Below are 16708 nucleotides of genomic sequence, written 5' to 3'. Positions count from 1 at the left end.
CTATCGGGGGTGCGTACCGGTACCAGGGCCTCCCGCCAGCAGGAGGGCCGTGCCCCACCCATGACGGTCTGGTCCCGCCAGGTCGCTGTAGGAGACCGATGCGCGGCCGGCCAGGGGGTGGTCCGCCGCGACGGCCAGCACGACCTGCCGCGGGCGGCGAGCCTGGCCCGTTCCATGCCCTCGTGCAGGCCCCCGATACACGGGTCGGAGGTCGGCGAGTAGTTGCCGGCCGATCGGTGTCAGTGCCACCGCACGGTTGTTGCGCTCGAACAGGGCGGCACCGATGCCGCGTTCCTGCTTCTTGATCGCCTGACTGACCGGGCCTGGGTCACGCGCAGCCGTTCAGCGGTCCGAGTGACGTGCAACTCCTCCGCCAAGGTCAGAAATATCTCGATGTCCCGGAGTTCCACCGCTGCCTCGTCCTGGATTAGCGGGAGGTTATGGGACGGTACCAAAGATCACCTTGCCGCCGCGGACGCCGCCGCAGAGACTGGCGGACGCCGGATCAGCAGGGGTTACCGCCAGCCGGCCGCACCGGAGACCGCCGTCAGGCGGCATCCGGCACATCTAGCAAGGAGAAGTTCGTGCGCAGGCTCGTCTACTACATCGCCGCCACCCTCGACGGCTTCATCGCCGGTCCCGACGGTGCGGACCCTACCGGTCCCGACGGCTTCTGGCCGATCCCGGAGGACTATCTGCGCCACATCATCGCCGAGTACCCGGAGACCCTGCCGGGCCCGGCGCGGCAGGCGCTCGGTGTCGCCGCCGAGGGCATCCGCTTCGACACCGTGCTGGAGGGGCGGCACTCCTACGAGCTGGGGCTGAAGGTCGGTCTGACCGACGCCTACCCGCACCTGCGCCACCTGGTGTTCTCGCGCACGCTGGCGGAGAGCCCGGACCCGGCGGTGCAGGTCGTGCCGGACGACCCGATCGCCGTGGTGCGCGAGCTCAAGCGGCAACCCGGCAAGGACATCTGGGTGATCGGCGGCGGCGCGCTGGCCGGTGCCCTGTATCCCGAGATCGACCGGCTGATCGTCAAGCTGGCCCCGCTGACCGTCGGCGCCGGCATCCCGCTCTTCGGCTGCGACGCCACCTTCGAGCCCCGCACCTGGCAGTTGGCCGAGCACACAGTCCTGGACAGCGGCGCCATTTTCCTCACCTACACCCGCGCGGAAACCGCAGCGGAATCGGTGTGACCAGCGCAGACAGCGTCGTCGGCGACGTGACGATCCGTCCCGCCGCCGACGCTGGCTACGTCAACGTCGCACGTGCGATCAACATGGCCTGGAGCTGACCAGCCGCCATTCGAGCGCGCCAAATCGGCGACGAGATCGCCATTAGGATCCGTAGCCATGATCACGGGGGATGTCACGAGCGGGGCGGGCCGACGACGGGTACCGCCAATCATCGTCGGGTCCAGCCTGCTGCTGGCGCTCAGCGGACTGGCGCGGCTGGCGCAGGTGGCGGCGGAGGCGGCCGTGCAGGACACCTACCTGAGAGCGCACGAGAGGGTGGGCACGCCCAGCGCGTTCGCCGCCCTGCCCATGATGTTTCTGATGGGCGTCGGCCTGCTCGTGGCGCTGTCCGCCGTCACCCTGCTGCTGCTGTCGTTGGCCAACCTGGCCGGCTGGAACTGGACCCGGGTCGGCACCTGGGCACTCGGTGGCGTGACGCTGATGGTTGCCGCGTGCGGGCTGGCGCTGGACCTCATCCCGACGGGTGGTGCCAGCCCGGACACGACCGACTGGGACGCCGTCCATGCGGTCGCCGCGCAACTCATGCCCGGGTGGGCCGAGCCCGTGGGTAACATCTCCGGTCTGGTGGCGTCGCCCGCGCTGCTGTGCGCCCTCGTGCTGCTCGCGCTGCCCCCCGCCAACGCCTTCTACCGGAAGCAGTCCGACCTGGACCAGCCGGTCGTCTATTCCGGCGCGACGGTCACGCTGCACACTGGTCACCCCACCGTGCAGGGGAGCGGCAACCCGCCCCGGGCCTGATCCGGTGGGCCGCGCGGGCCGTCGCCTTCGCCACCGCGATCGCGCGGCTCGCCGGTCGGGCACGCATCCACGTGACCGCCGATTGCCGGGGACACGCCGCGCCGGCACCGCTGCAATGATGACCGGATGCGAACCCGACTGCTCTTCGTACGCCACGGCGAGTCGGTCCATCAGATCGAGGGCATCGTGGGCGGCCCGCACGGCTGCCGAGGGCTCACCGATGCCGGCCATGAGCAGGCGCGCCGACTGGCCGGACGGCTCAGCGCCGAACTCGCCGGTACCGGTCCGGTCGCCGTCTACTCGTCGGTGCTCCGCCGGGCCGTCGAGACCGCGCAGCCGATCGCCGACGCGCTGGGTGTCAGACCGGTGCAGGACTGCGGTCTCTGCACCTGGCACACCCCGTCGTACGCCGACGGACTGCCGACGGCACGCTTCCAGTCCGAGCACGCGGCGCCCGGCGGCGGGGTGTTCCGGCCCTTCGAGGAGGGCAACGAGACCTGGGCCGAGCTGGTCGTACGCATCAGCCGCGCAATCATGGACAGCGCGCAACGGCATCAGGGTGGCACGGTCGTCCTGGTCGGGCACAGCGAGACGGTCGAAAGCTCGTTCCACGCGCTCGCCGGCCAGCCGCTGCTGCGAGCGTTCGACGTGACGACGGCACCCGGCTCGATCACCGAGTGGGTCACCGACCACGACCCCACCGGTTGGCCGCCGGCCCGGTGGAACCTGGTCCGCTTCGGCGACGTGCGATAACCAGGACGTGCGACAGCCGGGCAGCGGCGGGTGGTGAACCGAGCGGATCGGGGGCGGCCGGTGGACGACCGGAGCGATGGTCAGGTTGATGTGCTCGTCGTCGGCTGCGGACCGGTCGGCGGCGTCCTGGCCGCGCTCCTCGGTGCCCACGGCATCCAGGTGACGGTGGTCGACCCGAACCACGAGCCCTACCCCCGTCCGCGTGCCGCCGCCCTGGACGCCGAGGTGATGCGCATCCTCGGCCAGGTGCCGGGCCTGGCCGACGTCGAGGGATGGGCGGTTCCGGTGCGCCGGTCCCGCGCGCTCGGGCCCGACCGTCGGCCGTTGTTCACGCGCGACGTCCCGAACCTCACGGTGGCCTCGCCGCAGCCGGTACTGATCGACCAGCCGAAACTGGAGGCGGCGGTGCGGGCCGGGCTGGCCGCGTTGTCGACTGTGGAGTTGCGTCTCGGTCGGTCGGTGCTGGCCGTCGAGCAGGACGACGGCGGTGTCGAGGTGCTCCTCGACGACGGCGAGCGGGTCCGCACCCGCTGGGTCGTTGGTTGCGACGGTGCGTCCAGTACGGTCCGCCGGCTGCTGGGTGTGGCCTACGAGGGGGTCAGTTTCCCCCAGCCCTGGCTCGTTGTCGACGCGAGCGTCGAGGCGAGCGTCGACGGGGAGCGCGGCCAGCCGCCCACGATGTCGTTCGTGCTGGACCCGCGTCGGCCCCAGGTGGCCATGTCGCGCCCGGCTGCCCGTCGGTGGGAGTGGATGCTGCTGCCGGGCGAGGACCCGGAGCGGATGCTCGACGAAGCGACCGTCCGGGAGCTGATCCGCCCGTGGGTCGACCCGGACGTGGTGCGGGTGCGGCGGGCGGCGGTGTTCACCTTTCACGCCCGGGCGGCATCGCGGTGGCGCGGCGGGCGCATCCTGCTGGCCGGGGACGCCGCGCACTCCATGCCGCCCTTCGTCGGGCAGGGCCTCGGCAGTGGCATCCGCGACGCCGCGAGCCTCGCCTGGCGACTCGCGCAGGTCTCCCGGGGGCTCGACGGCGACGAGCTGCTCGACGGGTACGAGCGGGAGCGGCGCCCCGATGTGCACGCCACGACCATCATGGCGCTGCGGGCGGGGCGGGTGGTGCAGACCCGCAGCCGGGTCGGTTCGGCGCTGCTGCGCTCGGTGCTGCGGACCATCGGTGCGGTGCCCGGAGTGCAGGCGTTCGTCAGCCGCCGCGCCCAGCGCGCCCAGCCCGCGCGACGCCTTCCCCGGGGTGCGACCGGTCCCCATTCCGGCGCCGGTCGGCTCCTGCCGGACATTCGAGTGCGTACCGGCGGCGGTGCGGTGGTCCGACTCGACGACCTCCAGGGCGACCACTGGGCGATCATCGGGTACGGCAGCGACCCGCGCACCCACCTGGACGCGGCCGCCCGCGAGTGGGCCGAGGCCCGCCGAGCGGTCGTCCTGGCGGTCGCCGTACCGGGTCGGGAGACGCACGTCGGGCCCGGGTGCGCGTTGATCGAGGACCTCGACGGCGCGCTTCCCGCGCCCCGACGGACCGCTGTCACGGTCGTACGGCCGGACCGGTTCCTGCTCGGCACCCTCCCGGCGCCGGTGACCGCCAGGGAGCTGGCACGGGCGGGTGGCGGTCCTCTGGTGAACAAGAACTAATAGGTGCCGAGGTCGGCCCGCCGCGGAGAGGCGGCGGCGGACATCGTCAACCGGCCAGCGTCCGCACCACCTGCTCGTCGATGGTGATGCCGAGCCCGGCGCCGCTCGGCACCTCGCACCGCCCGACCGGTGCGACGGCGTCAGGGGCGACCGCGGTGAGCGGGTTGCCGCCGATCCACTGTTCGAGCACCGCGAAGTTGGGCATCGCCGCGGCACACTGCACGCTGGCGTACCAGTGCACGGCCGAGCCGATGCTCACGTGCGGGGTGGCCTGGGCGCCGAACGCGTCGGCGAGCGCGGCGATCCGCATCGTCTCGGTGATGCCACCCGCCCGGCACACGTCGGGCTGAAGCACCCGCAGCGCGCCGGCGCGGAGGAACTCCAGCGCCCGGTGCCGGGTGGCCAGCGAGTCCAGCGCGAGCGGGATGTCCAGCCGGGCGGCGAGGGTGGCGTACCCGTCGAGGTCCTCCGGCGGTAGCGGCATCTCGAAGAACCCGACGCCGGCCTCCTGAAGGGCCCGGCCGACCCGCAGCGCCTGCGGCAGTTCGTACTGGCCGGCGGCGTCGGCGTAGACGGCCGCCTGGTCGCCGAAGACCTCCCGGACGGTCTGCACGGAGGCGATGTCGTCCTCGGGTCGGGCGCCGATGGCCACCTTGACCGCGTCGTAGCCGAGGTCGCGCAGCCGCTCGGCCTCCTGGCGCACCACACGCTGGCCCTCGGTGCCGGAGCCGGCGGGTGCGGCGGGCACGCCGGAGGCGTAGAGCCGCAGGGTGTCCCGGTACCGGCCGCCGAGCAGGGTGTGCAGCGGCTGGCCGAGGGTGCGGGCCCAGGCGTCCCACAGGGCGATGTCGAGGCCGGCCAGAGCCTCGAGCCAGAATCCGCTGTCGTGCCCGCGTACCCGCATGCCGGTGTAGACGCGGTCCCAGGTGCGGCTGATCTCGTCGAGCCGGGTGCCGACCGCGATCGGTGCGATCAGGTCGTCGAGGATGGCGGCGGTGGCCCGGGCGCCGACCGGTGCCTTCGCCTCGCCCCAGCCGACCACCCCGTCGCTGGTTTCGACCCGGACCAGCACCGCGTCGATGGTCGCGCTGTAGACGTAGCGGCGGCGCTCCATCGGCGGGTAGTCCACCAGCGCGCTGCCGTGGTCCGCGCTCCACGCCCGGGCACCCCAGTACGTCTCCGCCGGCTTGGCGCGCACCGCGTAGCTGCGTACGTCAACGACCTTCATCTGCTCTCCTCGCCGGTGGTGCGATCCAGTGCCGTGTGCAGCACCGGGGCCTGGCCCCAGGGGAAGACGCCGGAGGCGCGGTGGTGGTAGTCGCGGGCCGTGCCGACCGGTGTCGCCTCGGACACGGCGAGCGCCCCGCCGGTGAGTCGACGGACGGTGGCCGCCCAGGCCCGGTCGGCCATCGCCCGGTGGGCCGGATCGACCAGCCCGGCGTCGATCGCCTGCGGCACGACCCAGGCGAGGTACGCGGAGGTGCTCGCCTCCACCGGGGCATCCGGGTCGTCGACGACGGTGGGCCAGCGTCCGTCGCGTTCGTGGGCTGCCAGGGCGTCGACCAGTCGGGTGAGCCGCTCGGCGAGCCCGTCGTCGGGGGTGTGCACCAGGGTGTCGACGAGGCCGAGCAGTGCCCAGGCCTGCCCGCGGCCCCAGGCGACGCCGTTGCCGCGTTCCGCCTCAGCGTCGTAGCCGTGCTGGAACAGGCCGCTGGGCAGCTGCAGTGCCGCGGCGTACGCGCTGGCGTGGCCGACGGCCTCGTCCGGGTGGCCCAGCGCGGCCAGGCCCGGCCCGTCGGTGTGCATGCAGTCGACCCAGATGGTCGACCGCCACGGTGGCAGGTCGGGTCGGTGCACCCGGGGGCCACCCGGGTGGGCGGGTCGGGCGCGCCGGACCGCCGCGAGCCACCGTCGGCAGGCGTCGTCGACGGCGAGTTCGGGCCGGGCTGCGGTGAGGGCGAGCAGCGCGTCCACCGCGATGAGGTGGTCGGTGGGGTCCGGCGGCGCGGTCAGCGACGGGGTCACCAGGTCGACCACCCGCTGGGTGAGGTCGGGGCGATGCAGCATTTGGCCGGCCCGCAGCAGGGCGGTGAGCACGCCGCCGACCCCGAAGCCCCAGATCCGCGGCGCGGTGGCGGCGGTCGCCTCGGCGATCGCCGCCACCAGCCGGGTGTCCCGCGCGGTGTCGGTCACTTGATCAGGGCCTGCACCGCCTGGCCGGCCTGGCGCATCGCGTCGGCGGGCTTGGTCTTGCCGACCAGCACCGCCTGTACCTGCTCAGAGATGGCCGTCTCCATCTGGGCGTACTGGGGGTACTTCCAGAACGGGTTCGGGGTGGCGGTGGCGGTGATCCGCTCGCTGAACTGCGAGGTGAACGCGTCGGTCTTCACCTGCTCGGAGGCGAGTGCGGCGGTGGTGGTGGGCGGCAGGGAGAGGTCCTTGAAGTAGCCGAGGACGGTCTGCTCGTCCGAGGTCAACCACTTGGCGAAGTCGGTGGCGGTGTTGGCGCCCTCGCCCTCGACCACCACGACGGCGTGGCCCCACTGCACGGCCCGCGGCTTGTCACCGGGGTTCTTCACTGGCCGGGCGATCGGGTCGAGCTTGTCGGCGATGGACTTGTCGGGGGCGCCCTTGATCACGAAGTCCCGACCGACGATGGCGTCGTCGTACATCGCGGTCTTGCCCTGGGCGAAGAGGGTCCGGGCGTCGACGCGCTCCACGTCCGCGGCGATCAGCTTCTCGTCGTAGAGCTTCTTGTACCAGGTGACCGCCTCGATGCTGGCGTCGTCGCCGACCGTGACCTTGTCCCCGTCGAGCAGCGGGCTGCCGAAGGTCTGCATCCAGATGAGGATGTCTTTGAGCTGGGCGACCTTGGTCGACGCGGCGTACGGGATGACGCCGATGCCCTTGAGCGCCCGCAGCGCGGCCTCGAAGTCGGCGATGGTGGTCGGCGTGGTGGTGATGCCGGCCTTCTGCATCAGTTCACGATTGGCGATCAGCCCGATCGCGGCGGTGGTCCAGGGCAGGCCGACCTGCTTGCCCTCGACCTGGCCGGAGGTGAGCGCGGCCTCGGTGTAGCCGGCGTCCTTTGCGACGTCGCCGAGGTCGCGCAGCTTGCCGAGCGCGGCGAGGCCCGCGAGCCAGGCGATGTCCATCTGCGCGGCGCCGGTGAACTGCCCGCCGCGCACCTGGAGGGTGACCTGGTTGAGGTAGCTGTTGTAGGCCAGCGGCACGCCGTTGACGGTGATGCCCGCCTTGCTGCCGTATCCGGTCATCAGCTGTTCGATCTTGGCCTTGGATGCGTTGTCGGCCAGGCTCCAGGACGCGAACGAGAAGTTGGTGGCGGACTTGGCGGTGTCCGCCTCGGGGCCGTCGGCGCTCGGTGCGCAGGCGGCCACGCCGCCCAGGCCGAGGGCGCCGGCGCCGAGTCCGACGAGGCGGAGCATGTCCCTGCGGGAAAGGTTGCTGTTCATTGCTGGACCTCCGGGACGGGTCGTGGTTATCCCTTGATGGCGCCGGCGGTGATGCCGCCGACAAGGAACCGTTGCAGCGCGATGAACGCGATCACGACGGGCAGGGACGCGATCAGGGACGCGGCCATGAGTTCGGCCCACTGCGCGGTCGCCTCGCCGAGGAAGGCGTTGACCAGGCCGGGTGGCAGTGTCGTCTTCTCGCGTCCGGCGAGGGTGAGGGCGAAGATGAAGTCGTTCCAGCCGCGGACGAAGGCGAAGAGCCCGGCGGCGATGAGACCGGGCGCCGACAGCGGCAGGATGACCGAGTGGATGGTGCGCAGCCGCGATGCGCCATCGACGCGCGCGGCCTCGACGAGGGTGTCCGGGATGGTGTCGAAGAAGCCCTTGAGCATCCAGACGCAGAGCGGCAGCGTGAAGGTGGTGAACGACAGCACCAGCGCGGTGTAGGTGTCGAGCAGGTGGTAGGCGCTGAACAGGGCGTAGAGGGTGACCAGCAGCAGGGCCTGGGGGAACATCTGCGAGGAGAGCACGAAGTACATCAGGCTGCGCCGGCCGCGGAAGCGGAACTTGGAGAACGCGTAGCCCATGTACGCCGACACCACGACGCTCAGTACCGCGGTGACGATCGAGACGATCAGGCTGTTGACCAGGTACCGGGCCAGCGTGGGTTCGTCGGCGAGGCGGGCGAAGTTGTCCAGGGTGAGCTGGGTGGGGAAGAACGACGGCGGGTAGCGGAAGGTCTGCTGGGCGGGGGTGAACGCGGTGACCAGCATCCAGTAGACCGGCAGCAGGCCGAACCCGCCGAGAATGACCACCGCCGTCCAGGCCGCGGCGCGCGAGCCGCGGCTGTCGCGTGCGGAACGCTTGCTCACAGCTGTCCCTCCCGTTCGGACCGGCGCACGTAGATCGCCACCATGACCAGCAGCAACACCATCCAGAGCAGGCCGAGCGCGCCGGCGCGGCCGAGGTCGAAGCCCTGGAAGGCGGTCTCGTAGACGGCGGTGGCGAACGTTTCGGTGGCACCGGCCGGGCCACCGCCGGTCATCACGTAGATCAGGTCGAAGTGCTGGAAGTTCCAAATCAACTCCAGCAGCAGGACGATGCCGATGATGCCGCGCAGGTGCGGCAGGGTGACCGCGAAGAACCGCTGTACCGCGCTGGCGCCGTCGGTCTCCGCCGCCTCGTGCAGCTCGACGGGCACGGTCTGCAGGCCGGCGAGGAGCATCACCATGATCCACGGGAAGCTGGCCCAGGTCTTGGCGACGATGACCGCGGTCATCGCGGTGCCCGGAGCGGCGAGCCAGGCCTGCGGGTTGTCGATCAGCCCGAGCGCCTCCAGGATCCCGTTGGCCAGTCCGTAGTTGGCGTTGAAGATCCACATCCAGAGGAACGACACCACGACGCTCGGCACCAGCCAGGGGATGAGCAGCAGCCCACGCAGGGTGGCCCGGCCCCGGATGCGGGTGTTCAGCGCCAGCGCGAGGAAGAGGCCGACCAGGAACGGCGCCACGGTCGCGCCGACGGTGAAGACCAGGGTCTGCCCCAGCAGCCGCCAGAAGTCGCCGCCAAGCAGGTCGGTGATGTTCTGCAGGCCCACGAAGGTGCGGCCGGGCTCCACGAGGCTCTGCTCGAAGAACGCGGTCACCAGCGAGGCCACCAGCGGGTACACGACGATCGCGGCGAGCATGGCCAGCGCGGGAAGCATGAGCAGTGCGGCGAAGGCGCCGTCGCCGAGGGCCCGGGGCGCCCGACCACCGGCCGGTGGGGTGGCCGGGGCGTGGCTGGTGGCGTCCGGGCGGGCGGTGTCGGTGGTCGTACCGCGCTCGCTCATCGGGCGGCCTGCATCCGGGCGGGTACGCGGTCGGCGGGGCCGAGGTAGCCCAGGCCGGTGCTGATCGCGTCGGCGGCTTCGATGACCATGCGCGACAACTCGGCCTCCCGGGCGTCGAGGGCGATGGCGGAGAGCGGCCCGGAGACCGACAGTGCGGCGCAGACGGTTCCGGTGTGGTCGAGGATCGGGGAGGCGATGCAGGCCCGGCCCAGCGCCAGCTCTTCGACCTCGGTGGCGTAGCGGCGCTGCGCGGTCAGCTCGACTGCCGCGTCGAGCGCGGCGTGGTCGGTGATGGTGGACGGGGTGTAGGCGGGCAGTTCGGGCAGGAGTGCCCGGCGCTGCTCGGCGTCCGTGCCGACCAGCAGGCACTTGCCGAGGCCGGTGGCGTGCAGCGGGTTGTGCTGGCCGATCAGGACGAATGAGCGCGGCGCGAGGGTGCCTTCGAAGTTGCAGAGGTAGAAGAGGGTGGCGCCGCTGCGGATGGCCACGTTGGCGCCGAGGCCGAGCTCCGCGGCGAGGTTCTGCGTGCGCTGGCGGGCTTCGCGGTGCACCGGGTGGCTGTTGAGCGCGACGCCGGCCATGGTGATCAGGGCGGGACCGAGCTGGTAGAGGCCGCTGACCTGGTCGCGCTGTACCAGGTCGCAGGACTCCAGGGTGGCCAGCAGGCGGGACGCGGTCGACTGGCCAAGGCCAGCGTGGCGGGCCACATCGGACACCCGCAGCGCGGGCTGGCCGGCGAGGAACGCGTTCAGCACGGTGGCCGCCTTCTCGACGCTCTGGTTGGTGCCCTGATCACTCGCCACCGGCTCTCCTTCTGGACGTCCCATCCATTGCTGTGCCAGAGTGGCGCTCATGTTGCATCGTGTCAACCGCCGATTGCATACGAGTTGCAGAACCGCATCGTGTGGGTGCCTCAATGGCATCTGAGCATGCGTTCTCATCCGCCAATCGGCCCCTCGGGTCCGCCGTCCACGCGGTCGAGCCCTTCGATTGCGCCGTCGAACTCGACGGCCGGGGCAACCCGCAGGGGCAGCACCTGCTGGGCGCGCCGTCGGCGGCGATGACCGGAAACTACGCCGTGCGCACCGCAGTGCGGTTGCCGGAGCCACGACACGGCGCCGACGTCAGCACCGCCGAGCTGCGGGTCAACGCCGACGCCGGGCAGTGGTACGCGATCCGGCTGAGGGTCCGCACCGGCGTGCGGTACCTGTCGGTGCTCCGGCATGCCGACGGGCGCGACGAGCTGCTCGCCGACGACATCCTGGCCTTCGACTTCGGACGGTGGTTGCCGGTCGAGGTCACCGTGGCGGACCGGCGGATCACCGTCACCGTGGACGGGCGCACCGCGGTGACGATCACCGACCCCGACCCGCTCGACGGCGGCGGGGTCGGCATTGGCGCCGTCGCGACCACCATCGGCTTCGCCCCGGTCGACGTGGTCGACCTCGGCCCGCGCACGCCGTCCGCCGCCGGTCGGGCCGACACCGACCCTGACCCGACCGCCGAGCTGGTCGAGCCGTACGCCGCGGTCGAAGGCGCCGCGCACCGACTGGAGATCGCGGCCGTCCGGTGGGCCGGGCGTTCCGGGTACGCCGCCGAGCTGCTCATCCGGGGCGACGGCGGCTGGGAGCCGGTCGGCGCGGACCGGTTCGGCGAGCGGTGGCTGGTGCTGCACGGCGACGCCGGCAGCCGCCGGGATCCGCAGCGGACCCTCGACGTGCACCCGGTCACGTTCGACGCCGTCGAGCTGCTCGGTGCGGACGGGGTCCGGTTGCGTGGCGACGGTGAGCTGTTCTCGCTCGCCGTCACCTGGCGGCTGGCCGGGCGGCATCCGCGCGTCGAGATCGAGTTGACCCCGGCAGTCGACGGCCGGTTCGTGGTCGCCTACCGGGCCTTCGCCCCCGCGGCGGCCGACGCGGTGAACGAGGTGCTGTGCGGGACGCTGCGGCACGCCCGGATGATGGGCGGGCCGGCGTCCGTCGGCCGCCACGAGCTGTTCGCGCCGATGTGCCTGGTCCAGCTCGGCGCGGTCACCACCGGGCTCTTCGCCCCGGCCGGCGAGCTGCCGTTCGAGTACGAGTCGGCGCGCGGCGACGACGACCAGCCGTTCGGAATGAGCCTGCGCACCCCCCAGGGCGCCGTGCAGCCCACCCTCTACGCTCCCCAGTACGGTCGGCGGGCCGACCTGCGCGCCGGCGAGCCGTACCGGTTCACCGTCGGGCTGTACGCCGGCCGCGTCGAGCTGTACGACGCGTACCGGGACCTGCTGCGCAGCGAGTACGGCTACACGGCGTATCGGCGCAACGTGCACGCCTCGTTGACCGACACCGTGCACAACCTCATCGACCTGATGAAGGCTGGCCCGACCGCCGACGACCGGGTCGACTACCAGGGCTCGCCGAGCGGCTGGTGGAGCCGGGCGAAGGGGTTCATCGACATCGAGAATGACCAAGCTGTCCGCGCGACCACCACATCCGTGCTACTCGGCGCGTACCAGCTCACCGGCGACGACGAGCTGTACGAGACGAGGGCGCTGCCCACGGTCGAGTTCCACCTGTCCCGCAACGGCTACGGCTGGACGCCACGCGAGGACGCCACCGTCTACGGCGACCCGACGAAGAACGCACTCTGCGGCACCCCGTTCGGCGCGCCCGCGCTCGCGCCGCTGCACGCGATGTCCCGGGGCGGCCTCACCGCCGCCCGCGAGCTGGCACTGTCGTCCCTCGACGCGCAGGACTACTGGCTGAAGCGGACCCCGATGAGCGCCCCGCTGGCCGCGTACCGGATGACCCGCGAGGGCAAGCTGCGCCAGCAGGCCGAGGAGGCCGCCGACCGGTACATCGCCGAGGAGCTGGACCGGCCGTACGACGGCGAGGCGGATCCGCACGACTTCGCCATCTACTACTGCCGGGCCTGGGTCGAGCTGCTGGAGATGTTCGAGGAGACCGGCCGGCGGCGCTACCTGGACGCCGCGTATCAGGAGGCGAAGCGGTTCGTCACCATGGTCTTCGCCCGCCCGGTGCCGGACGGCCCGGTCCCCGTGCCGCAGCGACCGCTCTTCGTCGACCGGCAGATCGAGCTCAACGGCTGGTGGGACCCCGCCGCCCTGTACGACTATCCGGCCCGCGACGTGCCCGACGAACTGGTGCCCGCCTGGCAGGTCTCGCCGACCGGGTTGAGCATCGAGGCGGTGAACACCTACCGGTTCAACGGGTTCACCCTCAACCCGGCGTGGGCGCCGTTCCTGCTCCGCCTCGCCGCGCGCACCGGCGACGACCTGCTGCGCGACGTGGCGCACAACGCGTTGGTCGGCCGCTTCAGCAGCTATCCCGGCTACTACTACCGGCAGCTCACCGTGCACCACCTGCGCCCGGACTTCCCGCGCACCGGGCCGTTCGGCAACACCACCATCTACTACCACCACGCGCCCGCGCAGCTCGGCATGGCGGTCGACTACCTGATCGCCGAGCACGAGACCCGCTCCGGCGGCGCCATCTGCTTCCCGGCCGAGTTCGAGCAGAACTACGTCTGGTTCGCCTACCGCGTCTACGGTCACCGGCCCGGCCGCTTCCATGGCGAGGAGGGGGTCTGGCTCTGGCTGCCCCGAGGCCTGGTGCGGCTGGACACCGAGCAGATCAACTGGATCGCCGCCGAGGGCGGGGACCGGCTCTGCGTCAGCCTCACCAACACCGCGGCCACCCCGACCGCGGTGACCGTGACGCTGGACCCGGCGCGGGTGCCGATGAGCGCCGGCATCCCGTACCCGGCCACGGTGATCCGCGACGGCGGCGCACCCGAGCAGACCGTGGTGGTCGACCACCGGTTCACCGTCGAGGTGTCCGGGCACGGCATCACCGCGATCGTGCTGCCCGGCCTCGCGCTGGACGTACCGCTGCACCGAACGGCCGTCGTGCCGGTCGGCGCGCACCGCTTCGACGACGGCCCGGTCGGCCCGGTGCGCGGCATCCTGATCCCCAAGCCGGACGGCAGCCGCTACCACGCCTACGTGCAGGCGGCCACCCGCGAGCCGGCGACCCTGCACTGGTCGCTCGACGACGGTGCCACCTGGCGGCAGCTCGAGCGCACCGTGCACCCCAACGAGTGGACCGTGCCCGTGGACGACCTGTCCGCGGCGTTCACCTACGTCGTGCAGATCGGCGACCGGCGGTCCCGGCCGGTGCGGCTGGCCTGCGCAGGGGAGGCCTGATGCGGGTCCGCGAGGTGCGCACCCACGTGCTGAAGGTGCGCGCTGACGAGGCGTACCTGGGGCCGAAGAGCGACGGGAGCGCCATCGGCGGCGGCTACGAGGTCCGCGAGCCGTGGCGCAGCCTCTACTCGTCCCGCTACGAGACGCTGCTGGTGGAGGTGGTGGCCGAGGACGGCACCACCGGCTGGGGGGAGGCCCTCGCGCCGGTGGCGCCGGAGGTGCCGGCCGCCGTGGTCGACCTGCTGCTCGCGCCGGTGCTGGTCGGCATGGACGCCACCGCGCCGCGCCCGGCCTGGTACCGGCTGCGCGACCTGATGCGCGAGCGGGGGCACCTGGTCGGCCACCAGGCCGACGCGCTCGCCGCCGTGGACATCGCGCTCTGGGACCTCGCCGGAAGACTGACCGGGCTCGGCGTGGCCCAGCTGCTCGGCGGCGCGTTCCGCACCCGGCTGCCCACGTACGTCTCCGGACTGCCGCGCCCCACCGACCCGCAGCGCGCGGCGCTGGCCCGGAACTGGGCCGAGCGGGGCGCCGCCGCGGTCAAGCTGCACCTCGGGCACGGTGTCGCCGCCGACCTCGCCACCGTCGACGCGGTCCGCGAGGCCGCCCCCGGCCTGCGCATCGCCGTGGACGGGCACTGGGCGTACGGGGTGGACGAGGCAACCACGCTGGCGCGGGGTCTCGCCGATCGCGGCGCCTGGTTCCTGGAGGCGCCGCTCGCCCCGGAGGACGTCGCCGGGCACGCGGAACTCGTCAGCCGGGCCACCGTGCCGATCGCCGTGGGGGAGACGCTGCGCAACCGGTACGAGTTCGCGCAGTGGCTCGACGCCCGCGCGGTGCGGATCGCCCAGCCGGACGTCGCCCGCACCGGCATCACCGAGGCGATGGCGATCGCCGAGCTGTGCGCGGCCCGGCACGTGCCGGTCGCGCCGCACCACTCCGTCGGCATGGGAGTGTCGCTCGCCGCCGGCCTGCACGTCGCCGCGGCGGTCGCCGACCTGGTCGCCTTCGAGTACCAGCCGACCTCCACCGAGGTCGGGTCGCGCATCCTCACCGGGCCGGTGCCCCAGCGTCCGGCCGCGTTCGATCTGCCCGCGGGACCCGGGCTCGGCGTCGACGTCGACGTCGAGACGGTTCGCGCCCTGGCCAAGGAGTCCTGAGTGCCCCACACCGTGCACGGCCTCGTGCCGATCCTCGCCACCCCGTTCGGTCCCGACGGCGCCCTGGACCTGCCCAGCCTGCGCCGGCTCACCGAGTTCCAGCTCGCCAGCGGCGTCACCGGCGTCGCGGTCTTCGGTATGGCCAGCGAGGGCTTCGCGCTCACCACCGACGAGCGGACCAGGATCCTCGCCACGGTCACCGACGTGGTGGCCGGCGCCGTCCCGGTGGTCGCCGGGGTCAACGGCACCTCGACGGTGACGGCGATCGAACAGGCGGACGCCGCGGTGGCCGGCGGTGCGGCGGCGCTGATGGTACTGCCGCCGTTCATGGTCAAGCCGACCCCGGACCAGCTGCTGGCCTTCTACGGCGAGGTGGCCGCGGCAGCCGGCGTCGAGGTCATGGTCCAGGACGCGCCCGGCGCCACCGGCGTGACAATGCCGCCCGCGCTCATCGCCGAACTCGGCAAACTCGACGGGGTCACCTCGGTGAAGGTCGAGTCCCCGCCGACCGCGCCGAAGGTGGCGGCCGTGGTCGCCGTCCGCGCCGACGAGAGCTTCGCGGTGCTCGGCGGGCAGAACGCCCAGTTCTGCCTGGAGGAGTATGCGCGCGGCGCGATCGGCACCATGCCCGCCTGCGAGTTCCCCGACCTGCTCGGACCCGTCCTCGTAGACTGGGCCGCCGGCCGGCACGCCGAGGCCCGGGCCGGGTTCACCCGGCTGCTGCCACTGATCCTGTTCGGCCTCCAGCCGGGCATCGCCTGGGCGGTGCACAAGGAGGTGCTGGTGCGCCGCGGCCTGATCGCCGACACCGCCGTGCGCTCCCCGGCCCGCGCGCTCGACCCGGCCGGCCGGGAGTCGCTCGACACCATCCTCGCCGACCTGGGGCTGCCCGGATGAGCGGCCGGGGCGTGCTGGTCGTCGGCGCGTCCTCGGCGATCGGCACCGCGATCGGGCGGGCGTTCGCCGACGTCGGTGACCGGGTCGTCGGCGTCTCCCTCGACGAGCACAGCGAACCCGCGTTCACCGCCGAGCTGGTGGCCGACTGCGCCGACCCGGACGCGGCGAGCGCAACCGTCACCGAGGCGCACCGGATCCTCGGCCGGCTCGACGTGGTGGTCCCCGCCGCCGCGGTCATGCCGGTCGCCCCGGCGACCCGCACCACCGACGCGCAGTGGCGGATCGCGCTCGACGCCACCCTCGGCTCGATGTTCTACGTGCTGCGGGTGGCGCTGCCGCTGCTGCCCCGCGGCGGGGCGATCGTCGCGGTCAGCTCCGTCAACGCCACCCTCGCCGCGCCCGGCCTGCCCGGCTACGCCGCCGCCAAGGCCGGAGTCGAGGGCCTGGTCCGCCAGTTGGCCCTGGAGTACGGACCGGCCGGTGTGCGGGTCAACGCGGTCGCGCCCGGCATGATCGGCAACGCCGACGTGCCGGCCGTCGCCGAGGGCTACCCGCTGCGCCGGGTGGGCCGACCCGAGGACGTCGCCGCCGCGGTGGCGTTCCTCGCCTCCCCGGCGGCGGACTTCATCACCGGCGCGGTCCTGCCGGTCGACGGCGGCCTCTCCATCGCGTCCCCCGCCGCGTGGCTGCGGCCCGATCTGCGCGCCCGATGGCTGTGACCGGACCCGAGCCCTCTGTTGGGGCCG

At 72.7% G+C, this 16708-nt stretch carries 15 protein-coding genes; 8 read left to right on the top strand and 7 right to left on the bottom strand.

The features are described 5' to 3' along the window. Nucleotides 1-285, bottom strand: a complete 285-nt coding sequence (locus AB0C04_RS17280; protein WP_357055299.1) for a hypothetical protein — start codon at nt 283-285, stop codon at nt 1-3. A gap of 299 nt (nt 286-584) precedes the next feature. On the opposite strand from AB0C04_RS17280, the gene AB0C04_RS17275 reads away from it, so the two are divergent. The 4 genes from AB0C04_RS17275 (at nt 585) to AB0C04_RS17260 (ending at nt 4394) form a co-directional block, all read left to right on the top strand. Continuing rightward, on the top strand, nt 585-1196 hold the full coding sequence (locus tag AB0C04_RS17275; RefSeq protein ID WP_357055056.1) for a dihydrofolate reductase family protein: 612 nt from the start codon (nt 585-587) through the stop codon (nt 1194-1196). A gap of 156 nt (nt 1197-1352) precedes the next feature. Further along, complete coding sequence (locus AB0C04_RS17270) at nt 1353-1994, top strand: hypothetical protein (protein WP_357055053.1); 642 nt, start codon at nt 1353-1355, stop codon at nt 1992-1994. Nucleotides 1995-2120: 126 nt separating this feature from the next. Continuing rightward, on the top strand, nt 2121-2747 hold the full coding sequence (locus AB0C04_RS17265; RefSeq protein WP_357055050.1) for a histidine phosphatase family protein: 627 nt from the start codon (nt 2121-2123) through the stop codon (nt 2745-2747). A 60-nt stretch (nt 2748-2807) separates the two neighbouring features. Further along, on the top strand, nt 2808-4394 hold the full coding sequence (locus AB0C04_RS17260) for a bifunctional 3-(3-hydroxy-phenyl)propionate/3-hydroxycinnamic acid hydroxylase (RefSeq protein ID WP_357055047.1): 1587 nt from the start codon (nt 2808-2810) through the stop codon (nt 4392-4394). A gap of 46 nt (nt 4395-4440) precedes the next feature. On the opposite strand, the gene AB0C04_RS17255 is transcribed toward AB0C04_RS17260, so the two are convergent. Genes AB0C04_RS17255 through AB0C04_RS17230 form a run of 6 tightly spaced genes read right to left on the bottom strand, consistent with a single transcriptional unit; the run spans nt 4441 to nt 10501 of the window. Next, nucleotides 4441-5622: a mandelate racemase/muconate lactonizing enzyme family protein gene (locus AB0C04_RS17255; protein ID WP_357055044.1), complete on the bottom strand. Its 1182-nt coding sequence runs from the start codon at nt 5620-5622 to the stop codon at nt 4441-4443. Then, nucleotides 5619-6587 carry a glycoside hydrolase family 88 protein gene (locus AB0C04_RS17250; RefSeq protein ID WP_357055039.1) on the bottom strand — a complete coding sequence of 323 codons (969 nt, stop codon included), beginning with the start codon at nt 6585-6587 and terminating at the stop codon, nt 5619-5621. Before AB0C04_RS17250 ends, AB0C04_RS17255 begins: the two co-directional genes overlap by 4 nt. Further along, on the bottom strand, nt 6584-7867 hold the full coding sequence (locus AB0C04_RS17245; RefSeq protein WP_357055035.1) for an extracellular solute-binding protein: 1284 nt from the start codon (nt 7865-7867) through the stop codon (nt 6584-6586). Before AB0C04_RS17245 ends, AB0C04_RS17250 begins: the two co-directional genes overlap by 4 nt. 26 nt (nt 7868-7893) lie before the next feature. Next, the gene (locus AB0C04_RS17240) at nt 7894-8739 is read right to left on the bottom strand and encodes a carbohydrate ABC transporter permease (protein WP_357055032.1); all 846 of its coding nucleotides are present in this window, start codon (nt 8737-8739) and stop codon (nt 7894-7896) included. After that, nucleotides 8736-9698, bottom strand: coding sequence for a sugar ABC transporter permease (locus AB0C04_RS17235; RefSeq protein WP_357055029.1), 963 nt, complete (start codon nt 9696-9698; stop codon nt 8736-8738). The genes AB0C04_RS17240 and AB0C04_RS17235 overlap by 4 nt, the downstream gene beginning before the upstream one ends. Further along, nucleotides 9695-10501 carry an IclR family transcriptional regulator gene (locus AB0C04_RS17230; RefSeq protein WP_357055026.1) on the bottom strand — a complete coding sequence of 269 codons (807 nt, stop codon included), beginning with the start codon at nt 10499-10501 and terminating at the stop codon, nt 9695-9697. Before AB0C04_RS17230 ends, AB0C04_RS17235 begins: the two co-directional genes overlap by 4 nt. A 113-nt stretch (nt 10502-10614) precedes the next feature. On the opposite strand from AB0C04_RS17230, the gene AB0C04_RS17225 reads away from it, so the two are divergent. The 4 genes from AB0C04_RS17225 to AB0C04_RS17210 are packed head-to-tail and all read left to right on the top strand — an operon-like array spanning nt 10615 to nt 16681. After that, nucleotides 10615-13905 (top strand): hypothetical protein, encoded by a 3291-nt coding sequence (locus AB0C04_RS17225; RefSeq protein ID WP_357055023.1) that lies wholly within the window; start codon nt 10615-10617, stop codon nt 13903-13905. Then, entirely contained in the window at nt 13905-15065 is a 1161-nt protein-coding gene (locus tag AB0C04_RS17220; protein WP_357055020.1) for a mandelate racemase/muconate lactonizing enzyme family protein, read from the top strand. Before AB0C04_RS17225 ends, AB0C04_RS17220 begins: the two co-directional genes overlap by 1 nt. Further along, entirely contained in the window at nt 15066-15962 is an 897-nt protein-coding gene (locus tag AB0C04_RS17215; RefSeq protein WP_357055017.1) for a dihydrodipicolinate synthase family protein, read from the top strand. Next, nucleotides 15959-16681, top strand: coding sequence for an SDR family oxidoreductase (locus AB0C04_RS17210; RefSeq protein ID WP_357055014.1), 723 nt, complete (start codon nt 15959-15961; stop codon nt 16679-16681). The genes AB0C04_RS17215 and AB0C04_RS17210 overlap by 4 nt, the downstream gene beginning before the upstream one ends. Nucleotides 16682-16708 lie beyond the last annotated feature (27 nt).

The organism is Micromonospora sp. NPDC048909, assembly GCF_040649635.1.
Taxonomy (GTDB): domain Bacteria; phylum Actinomycetota; class Actinomycetes; order Mycobacteriales; family Micromonosporaceae; genus Micromonospora.
Note: the sequence above shows the minus strand (reverse complement) of the source record. Positions and strands in the feature narration are given on the sequence as shown.